Origin of the sequence: Azospirillum sp., from assembly GCF_035628975.1 — a bacterium.
Classification (GTDB): domain Bacteria; phylum Pseudomonadota; class Alphaproteobacteria; order Azospirillales; family Azospirillaceae; genus Azospirillum.
On record NZ_DASPIS010000084.1, the window covers coordinates 1 to 8314 of the forward strand.

Annotated in this window: 4 protein-coding genes and 4 pseudogenes; 5 read left to right on the forward strand and 3 right to left on the reverse strand. The window is 64.0% G+C overall.

The window, feature by feature from the left end:
* Window positions 1-287 precede the first annotated feature (287 nt).
* Window positions 288-452, forward strand: a pseudogene (locus tag VD964_RS18475) (helix-turn-helix domain-containing protein); the annotation flags it as partial.
* On the opposite strand, the pseudogene VD964_RS18480 reads toward VD964_RS18475, so the two are convergent.
* Together VD964_RS18480 and VD964_RS18485 are read right to left on the reverse strand one after the other, a co-directional pair.
* Window positions 449-677 (reverse strand): annotated as a pseudogene (locus VD964_RS18480) (helix-turn-helix domain-containing protein); the annotation flags it as partial. The pseudogenes VD964_RS18475 and VD964_RS18480 sit on opposite strands and share 4 nt — an antisense overlap.
* Window positions 678-921: 244 nt before the next feature.
* Window positions 922-1245 (reverse strand): annotated as a pseudogene (locus VD964_RS18485) (transposase); the annotation flags it as partial.
* A gap of 253 nt (window positions 1246-1498) precedes the next feature.
* Between VD964_RS18485 and VD964_RS18490 the strand changes: the two are divergent.
* Window positions 1499-3622 (forward strand): recombinase family protein, encoded by a 2124-nt coding sequence (locus VD964_RS18490; RefSeq protein ID WP_324869983.1) that lies wholly within the window; start codon window positions 1499-1501, stop codon window positions 3620-3622.
* Here VD964_RS18490 and VD964_RS18495 read toward each other — a convergent pair.
* Window positions 3606-4682 carry an IS1380 family transposase gene (locus tag VD964_RS18495; protein ID WP_324869984.1) on the reverse strand — a complete coding sequence of 359 codons (1077 nt, stop codon included), beginning with the start codon at window positions 4680-4682 and terminating at the stop codon, window positions 3606-3608. The two genes, VD964_RS18490 and VD964_RS18495, sit on opposite strands and share 17 nt — an antisense overlap.
* A gap of 471 nt (window positions 4683-5153) precedes the next feature.
* On the opposite strand from VD964_RS18495, the gene VD964_RS18500 reads away from it, so the two are divergent.
* The 3 genes and pseudogenes from VD964_RS18500 to VD964_RS18510 all read left to right on the forward strand — a co-directional run bounded on the left by VD964_RS18500 (window position 5154) and on the right by VD964_RS18510 (window position 8051).
* Window positions 5154-5678, forward strand: a complete 525-nt coding sequence (locus VD964_RS18500) for a PAS domain-containing protein (RefSeq protein ID WP_324869985.1) — start codon at window positions 5154-5156, stop codon at window positions 5676-5678.
* Window positions 5653-6960 carry a methyl-accepting chemotaxis protein gene (locus VD964_RS18505; protein WP_324869986.1) on the forward strand — a complete coding sequence of 436 codons (1308 nt, stop codon included), beginning with the start codon at window positions 5653-5655 and terminating at the stop codon, window positions 6958-6960. The genes VD964_RS18500 and VD964_RS18505 overlap by 26 nt, the downstream gene beginning before the upstream one ends.
* A 122-nt stretch (window positions 6961-7082) precedes the next feature.
* Window positions 7083-8051: pseudogene (locus tag VD964_RS18510) on the forward strand (IS5 family transposase).
* Window positions 8052-8314: the final 263 nt, after the last annotated feature.

The following is an 8314-nucleotide window of genomic DNA, read 5'->3' on the forward strand; positions in this document are numbered from 1 at the left end:
GCAAAATGATGACTGGCAGCTCCAGCATCGTTACCTGACGCTCGAGACCATGGCCGGTATCGCTGCCCCCGACGAGCCCGCCATCACGCCACTTCCCTCAGCAAAGGCGGCCTGACCGACGACGCACCTGACCACCTTCCAATTTCCACCACCTTGACGGACGTGACCTGCGCGGACCTGCGCGGTCCGGTCCGGACGTTCGGCGGTTGCGGTCGACGAGCAGTGCGGGCAGTGCATCGGTCACCTCGTGCAGAGAGGTGACCCTCTACGTTCATCCCGCCGTTTCGATCAAGCTGGCGCGAAAGCTGCCGGAACCGTCGGGCGGCTCGTCGGCACGCGCCGCCGCGGCACGCTTCGGGATCAGTGAAAGCACGGCCATCCGTTGGACGCAGCGATTGCGCACGGAAGGGCATGCTGAGGCGCGCCATTCCTGCCGCCTGGGCAGCGGGCGATTATAGAGCCCGACCACGCCTTCGGCGTTGTAGCGCGCCACCGCGTCGCGCAGAGCTTGGCGGTCCATGCCGGCCAGCCGCGCCGCTTCCGCCCGACTCCCCCCCATCAAGGGCATGGGCGATGGCGAACTTCCGCGCTGCCACCCGCCCCTTACCCTCCCGACGCGCCAGGGCGCGCAACTCGCCGGCACTCAGGTCTTCACGGATCGGCAACGCCGCGGGCATTCGCTTCTCCCCGTCATGGACGACGAATTGAATCATGGTTCGCTCGCCTTGGGAATCCCCTTCAGTGAGTCAGCACATCCGCTCGCCGGTATGAAACGGGAAGCCAGCCACTTAGCCCGGATCATTCATCAGCGTTTTGGAACGGCTGTCCGAAGGCGCGTCGATGGGTGGCGCCAACGGCGCGGGATGACGGGGCTGGATAGTTGCGGGGACAGGCTCGTTCGGGGGCACATCGCCCCGGCGTTCACGGCGGCAGCTTGACGGTGCGGGCCGCCAGCATCGCCAAGCTTTCCTGATAGGGGAAGCTGGTCGGCAGAGATAGCTTGATGCGGGTCTTCATCTCAGTAACCCGCGCCGCCACCTTGATGAGGCCGATGCGCAGCGTGTCGAACTGCGCCTCGCGCCAGAACGACGCTTTCGGTGCCAATCCGCGCAAGCTGTGCAGCAGCCAGTAGGCGGCGGTGTGGATGAGCAGCCGAAACTGGTTGGCGGTCGCCTTGCTGCAGGACGTCCGGTCGGAGGCGAGATGCAGCTTGTGGGCCTTGATCAGGTTCTCCATCTCCTCACGTTGAAACGTCTGAAGAGCGTTCACTGTTGAATCCAGCACCACGCGTCGGCCATAGAGCCTTGTTAGCGTTGGCATGCTGGCTCCAGAGGCGCAGCGATGACGACCACTCCTCCTGCCGAACCCTTGCTGCCGACGTGGAGCCGATTGCCGGTGAACCGGCGGCACCGGCTTGCGGTTCTGGTCGGGCAGTTGGCATGGCGCCGACTGAACCCGAAGCAACCAGCAACGGCCTCTCCAGGTGAGGAGGATGTCCATGGCCATCATCCTGCCGACAGATAAGATCAAAGGGCGCCACCGTGATCGGCTCGCCATCGTCTATATCCGCCAGTCCACCTTACAGCAGGTCGGGCACAATCAGGAGTCGACGCGCTTGCAGTACGGGCTTGTTGATCGAGCGCGACAGTTCGGCTGGGCGGCCGAGCGGATCGTTGTGATTGACGATGATCTCGGGCGCTCGGGCAGCTCGGCCGAGACACGGCCGGGCTTCCAGCGCTTGGTGGCCGAGGTCGGGCTCGGCCGTGTCGGCATCGTGATGGGCGCCGAGGTGTCACGCCTGGCGCGTTCCTGCCGGGACTGGTACCAGCTGTTGGAGATCTGCGCTCTGTTCGATACGCTGATCGCCGATGCCGATGGTGTCTGCGACCCTGCTGCCTACAACGACCGCCTTTTGCTTGGGCTGAAGGGCACAATGAGCGAAGCGGAATTGCACGTTCTCAAGGGACGCCTGCAGGCGGGGCGGTGGGCCAAGGCGCGGCGAGGGGAGCTCTTCTTCAACCTGCCACGCGGCTACGTTCGCCGGCCATCGGGCGACATAGCGTTCGACCCGGACGAGCAGGTCCAGGCAACGATCCGATTGCTCTTCGATGTCTTCGAGCGGCGGCGAACCATCAACGGCGTGCTCGCCTACTGCGTGACCCACGGCATCGACCTGCCGCAGCGTGCCCGTTCCGGCCCAAACAAGGGGGAACTCGAATGGCATCGTCCGAACCGTTTCACCCTCACTGAGATGCTGACTAACCCCGCATACGCGGGCGCCTACGTCTATGGTCGGCGGCGGAGCGATGGCCGCCGGACGTCGGATCCGACCGGCTCCGGGCGGTTTCTGGGTGAGAAGGAGGGAATGGTACTGCTGCGTGACCATTGGCCCGCCTACATTGATTGGGAGACCCACGAGGGGATTTGTGCGCAGGTGGCCAGGAACCGAACTGACTATGCCGGGGTGAGCCGGGGCGGCCCATCGTTGCTGGCGGGTCTTGTCGTGTGTGGCCGGTGCGGCTTGCGGATGGCGACGGTCTATCCAGATGGCGGGCGCTATCTGCGTTACGCCTGCTCGCGCGACGCGATGAACTATGGGGCTCCAGTGTGTCAATCCCTCAGCGGACGAGCCTTGGACGCTCTGGTCGAGATGCTGATCCTCCGGGCGCTGGAACCAGTCGCGGTGGAAGCCAGCCTCCAACTCGCAGAAGACATCGAGTTGGAACGGGGCGCCCTGCACCGTCAGTGGCGTCAGCGGTTGGAGCGTGCCCGCTACGAAGCCGACCGCGCTCGACGTCAGTTCGATGCGGTTGAGCCGGAGAACCGTTTGGTCGCCCGCAGCTTGGAGCGCCAGTGGGAGCAGGCTTTGTCCGACGAGCTGATGCTGAAAGCCGAGCATGAACGCTTCCTGGCAACCCAGCCGATGCCGCTGACGGACGAGGAACGCGAAGCCATTCGAAGCCTGACCACGGACATTCCGGCACTCTGGCACGCCCCAACGACGACGGCGCACGACCGGCAGACGATTGCCCGAACGATCCTGGAGCGCGTCGTAGTTACCGTCGAGGGCGAGACTGAACTGGTCCGCATTGAATGCCACTGGGCCGGTAGCGAGCGAACCGAACACCAGTTGATCCGGCCGGTCAAGGAGCTCCGGCAGTTGAGTGGTTGTGGAAAGTTGATGTCGCGCATCCAAACGCTTCATGCCACCAAATTGAAGGCCCCTGCGATCGCCGACATCCTCAACGCTGAGGGATGGCACCCGCCGAAGCGGCGCGAAACCTTCACGGACGCCATGGTCCGCGACCTGCTCCATCGGCTTGGTGTGCCGACGCAGGCTCGCGACGCACCGTCTCTGACGGTGGAGCGTCAAGGACCTACCGAGTTGACGCTACAGGAGCTTGCCATCCGGCTCGGCATGCCCGAACAAACTCTTTACCGATGGCTGCGGCGCGGTCTTCTGACAGCACGGCGCGCCATGGCCAGTAGCCGACCTGTTTGGCTGATTACCGCAGACGAGGCCGAAATTGAACGGCTTCGGAAACTGCGCCGAGACCGCCCTTCGGGTTGTTCTTTTCCAGGACACTCGGAGGCTACGGAACCCGTTAACCCTCCAAACTGAGGTTTGAGACGCACCATGGTTGGCAGATGTCCATCTGGCCGCGGGCGCAGTAGATCGTCTCGTACAGCGCCTTGGGCGTGCCGGTCAGGTTGGTGACGATGAAGCGGCTGTCGGTACCCTGGGCCGACGCCTCGATCCGGGCGATGACCCGACGCTCGACCTTCCAGGTGCGGGCGGCGTAGCGGAGGTCGCCGAAGCGCCTGACCTTGTCCGCCTCGCCGGCGATCCGGCCCATCGCGGCGTCCTCGGCCAGACCGGTGACCCGCCCGAGCAGGACCATGTTGCCGCCCAGGCCGAAAACGTAGCCGACACGGTTGCGCTCGCACCAGCTCATCGCCTCATGGCGGCCGTAATGGCTGTCGCCGCGCACCAGGATATCGACGCGCGGCCAGCGGGCACGGATGGCCCGCACGACATGGCGTAGCACCAGCGCCACCTCGGCGCCATCCGGCGTCTTGCCGGGGCGCAGGATGACGGCGACCGGCTTGCCGGTGGTCGCCTCGTAGATGTGCATCGGCAGGAAGCACCGCCCATCGTAATGGGCGTGGAAGAGCGAGAGCTGCTGGGCGCCGTGGACGCGATCCTCGGTGTCGTCGATGTCCAGCACGATGCGCCGCGGCACCGTGGCGAAGCTGTCGCAGAACAGGTCCACCATGGCCGCCATCATGCGCTTGAGCGCCACTGGACCGGGCAGGTTCTCCAGCCGGCTGATGGTCGGCTGCGAGCAGAGGTCACCCCCGCTCTCGGGAAGTCGGCCCACCGCCATCTTAAAAGCGGGATCGCTGCGCAGGGCGTCGCAGTCATTGGCATCCGGGTAGCCGGCGGCGATCAGCAGGGCGCGGAAGCGGATCATCTCCGCCAGCGTGTGCTGGACGCGCTCCGGAGCGCGCGGATCCTCGATGCAGTGCGCCAGACGCTCGCAGATCCCAAGCCGCCGGTCGATCTCGGCCAGCAGCAGGATGCCGGCGTCGGAGGTGAGACGACCGCCGTCGAAGGCGGCGTGAACCGGCTTGCCGGCAACCGGTGACAAGCCGGCCAGAACCCCGGTACTCTCGGCCATGGCGGGCGTGAACTCCGTTGATCCGTGGTGAGACTGTTTCAGCACCAGAATCATACATGAATTCAGCGGCTTATCATCACGCCCGCCGCCCCAGCTTCAGCCCCGGTGAATTATCCGGGTTAGCATGACCCACCCCGCCCGTCGAAGGGTGGATGCCATTGATGACAGCACCAAAAGCATATGACATGGATCAAAGAGCGGGCGTTTGTCACAGCTTGAATTTGTGATAACGCCGTCGAGCCCAAAACAAAAGAGCACTCAAACAAGGTGCTGCGGCCAGGTGGGCAGAACTGTTTCGGAGTTGAAACATAACCGGCGTCATCCATATCTTTGGTCCATGTGTTAAATTAAGAAAACGTTAGTCGCCGGTTGCGTATTCCCCGACGAAAATAAAATTGATGCTTTTCAAATTCCGGTATAGCTATGACTGTGTGCGGTTTGCCCGGTAAGCGCAAACTTGGGGGAGGGCACATGGTTCGTCCAGTGATCACGCCAAGCGGTGTGGAGAGTCCATTCGGGGAGAATGAACTCATCGTCAGCAAGACAGACCTGAAAGGCCGGATCACGTACGTAAATGATGTGTTCCTTCGGGTGTCGCGGTATGGCTTCAAGGAAATTGTGGGAGCGCCGCACAGTATTATCCGGCATCCTGCCATGCCGCGGTGTGTGTTCAAGCTGATGTGGGACACCATTCAGAACGGAGGCGAGATGTTCGCCTATGTTCTCAATCTGGCGAGCAACGGCGATCACTATTGGGTGTTCGCCCACGTGACGCCGAGCCGAGACGTAGACGGCAGTATGATTGGCTTTCATTCCAACAGACGTAAGCCAACGCCCGACCAGGTTGCCCGCATCGCTCCGTTGTATCGGATTTTGCGGGAGCAGGAGGAACAGTGGCCGAATCGCAAGGACGGGATGGCGCAGGCCCATGCGACGCTGATGGCAACCCTGAGTGAGCGGGGACTCGATTATGACCAATTCGCCTTCTCCATCTAAGATCCAGTGCCTGCTGCTCGGCGCCGTGGCGGTAATGTCAGCGCAGGCCCTGCTTTCACTCGTAGGAGAGGGCGCATCCCTGACGGGAGTCGGTATTCCGTTGCTTGCAGGAGCGCTCACGGCGGCAGCGGCCATGATGGTGAGGCGCACCGACCGTGCCCTCCTCCAGATGGCAGCGGTGTGCACCAAAGCCTCGCACGGCGACTTGGAGTCCCGAGCCCTTGGCGAGCCGAGCTCTGGAGCGCTTGGCCTGCTGCACCGCAACCTCAATGCCCTGCTTGATGTCACGGACGCCTTTGTGCGCGAGGCAAGCGGCTCGATGGCGGCGGTGAGCCATGGCCGCTATCATCGCAAGGTTCTGCTGCGTGGGCTACCCGGAGCGTTCCGCGCTGCCGCCGTGGACATCAACCGGGCCGGCGACCTGATGGAGGCGCAAGACAAGGAACTGAAAGCGAGTGCCAACCGCTTTGAAAGTGGCGTTGGCTTGGTGGTGGCCAACCTCACCCGGGCAAGCCTGGAGATGCGCCAGGACGCCGAGCGGATGTCGGGCATTGCGACGGAGGCCAGCCATCGGGCGGGACACATCGCCGCCGCCACCGAACAGACCTCAGCCAACGTGCAGACCGTGGCGACGGCAACCGAGGAGCTGGCCGCGTCGGTGCTCGAGATCAGCCGCCAGGTCACGCTGGCCTCGGGCATCTCCGAGACGGCTGTGCAGCGCGCCGAGCACACGAATGTGGCCATTCAGGACCTGACCAAGGTCACGCGCCAAGTCGCAGGCATTGTTCAATTGATCAACGCCATTGCCGCGCAGACCAACCTGCTGGCCCTGAATGCCACGATCGAGGCTGCCCGGGCCGGTGAGCACGGCAAAGGCTTTGCTGTGGTTGCCGGTGAAGTCAAGGCGCTGGCACGCCAAACCGCCCAAGCGACCGACGAGGTCAGCGGCAAGCTCGACGCCATCGGCCAAGCGACAGCGCAGACGGTCTCGGCCATGCAGGACATCAGCCGCACGGTCGGCGAAATGAGCGGAATTGCCCAGACCATCGCATCGGCCATCGAAGAGCAGCGCGCGGCCACCGAAGAGATTGCCCGCAACATCCAGCAGGCCGCCATCGGCACGCAGGAGATCGCCATCAGCGTTGTTGGTATGAAAGACGCTGCCGTCGGCACCGGAGCGGCCGCCCACCAGGTCATGACCGGCGCCTTCGACTTGTCCGATGAAGCCGAGCGCCTGCGCCGCAATGTTGATGACTTTCTGGTCAGGGCGCGCGTGATCTGATCGGCGTGCTGCCCCCTCTGCCTGGCAAGTGGCGCGCAATGACATTGATGCAAAAAGGCCGAAGTTGTGGCGGTCAGATGGCCGGGCGGGTATAAGGCAGCCCTGCTGGAGCCGAGAGCCGGATGGCGCACAAGGCGAACGAGAGCCGTCGTCACAAAATTCCGAAGGCTCGCTATCGTGTTGAGAACTGGGCAGCTTACGATGCGGCGCTGCGCCGGCGCGGGAACCTTACCATCTGGGTGACGCCCGAGGCGATCGCCGCCTGGACGCCGACGAAGACCGGACAACGGGGACGTCCGCCCCGCTACTCCGACCTGGCGATCGAGGCCGGAGTGATACTGCGCTTGGCGCTCAGCCGTCCGTGGCGGCAAACCGAAGGGGCTCTCTGCTCGCTCATGCTCCTGCTCGGCCTGGACCTGCCGGTGCCCGACCACATCACCTTCTCACGGCGCAGCGTGGGTCTAGAGATGACGAGTGCCTTGGGCAAGAGCGACGGCCCGGTGACGGTGGTGATCGACAGCACCGGTCTGAAGGTGTTCGTCACGGGCGAGTGGCTGCTGGAAAAGCACTGCGGCAAAGCGCGCCGCAGCTGGCGCAAGCTGCACTTGGCGGTCGATACCGAAACCAGCGAGATCCTGACCTCGGAACTGACGGGCAGCGAAGACGGCAACGCCTCGCTGGTCGGCCCGCTGCTCGACCAGATCACCCGCCCGACCGGTGCCGTCCTGGCCGACGGCGCTAACGACGGCGAACCCATCTATTGGGCCGTTGCTGAACGAGCGCCGAATGCGGAGGTGATCATCCCGCCGCGCTCGACCGCGGTGCTGAGCGACACCGCCGAGAGTGCGCCCACCCAGCGCGACCGTCACATTTAGCTGATCGCGGAGTGTGGCCGGCTGGGCTGGCAGCGTGCTGTCGATTACAGACGCCCCTCCTTGGTCGAGGTGGCGGTGCTCAGGTACAAAACGCTGATCGGGCGCAGCCTGCGGGCTCGGAGTCTGCCTGCCCAGAAGGTCGAGACCGCCGCAGGGTGCAAGATCATGAACATCAAGACCAGCTTCGGCATGCCAGTCTCCCGAAAGGTCGCCTGACCGGGTAGCGACAAGGGCAAGATCTGCCCTCTCCCGGAATTCTGCACCAAAGATGACACGCTACGCCTCATCATCCATAGGACCTCGCGCCCATTGGTGCCAGAACCCGACGCCGGCTGAAAGTTGACTGCTATGTCTTGTTGCGACCGTAGATGAGGCTCCGGTGCCGGTCGGCACCGGAGCCTGTTCGTCAGGCTCGGACAGGCACACGTGGCCGTCGGGTGAACAGCCAATCGAGCAGGAGCATCACAAGCAGAGACGCC

Bases quoted from the DNA above. Each gene is read 5' to 3' on its own strand.
- VD964_RS18490 (WP_324869983.1), top strand. From the start codon at position 1,499: ATGGCCATCATCCTGCCGACAGATAAGATCAAAGGGCGCCACCGTGAT.
- VD964_RS18495 (WP_324869984.1), bottom strand. From the start codon at position 4,682: ATGGCCGAGAGTACCGGGGTTCTGGCCGGCTTGTCACCGGTTGCCGGC.
- VD964_RS18500 (WP_324869985.1), top strand. From the start codon at position 5,154: ATGGTTCGTCCAGTGATCACGCCAAGCGGTGTGGAGAGTCCATTCGGG.
- VD964_RS18505 (WP_324869986.1), top strand. From the start codon at position 5,653: ATGACCAATTCGCCTTCTCCATCTAAGATCCAGTGCCTGCTGCTCGGC.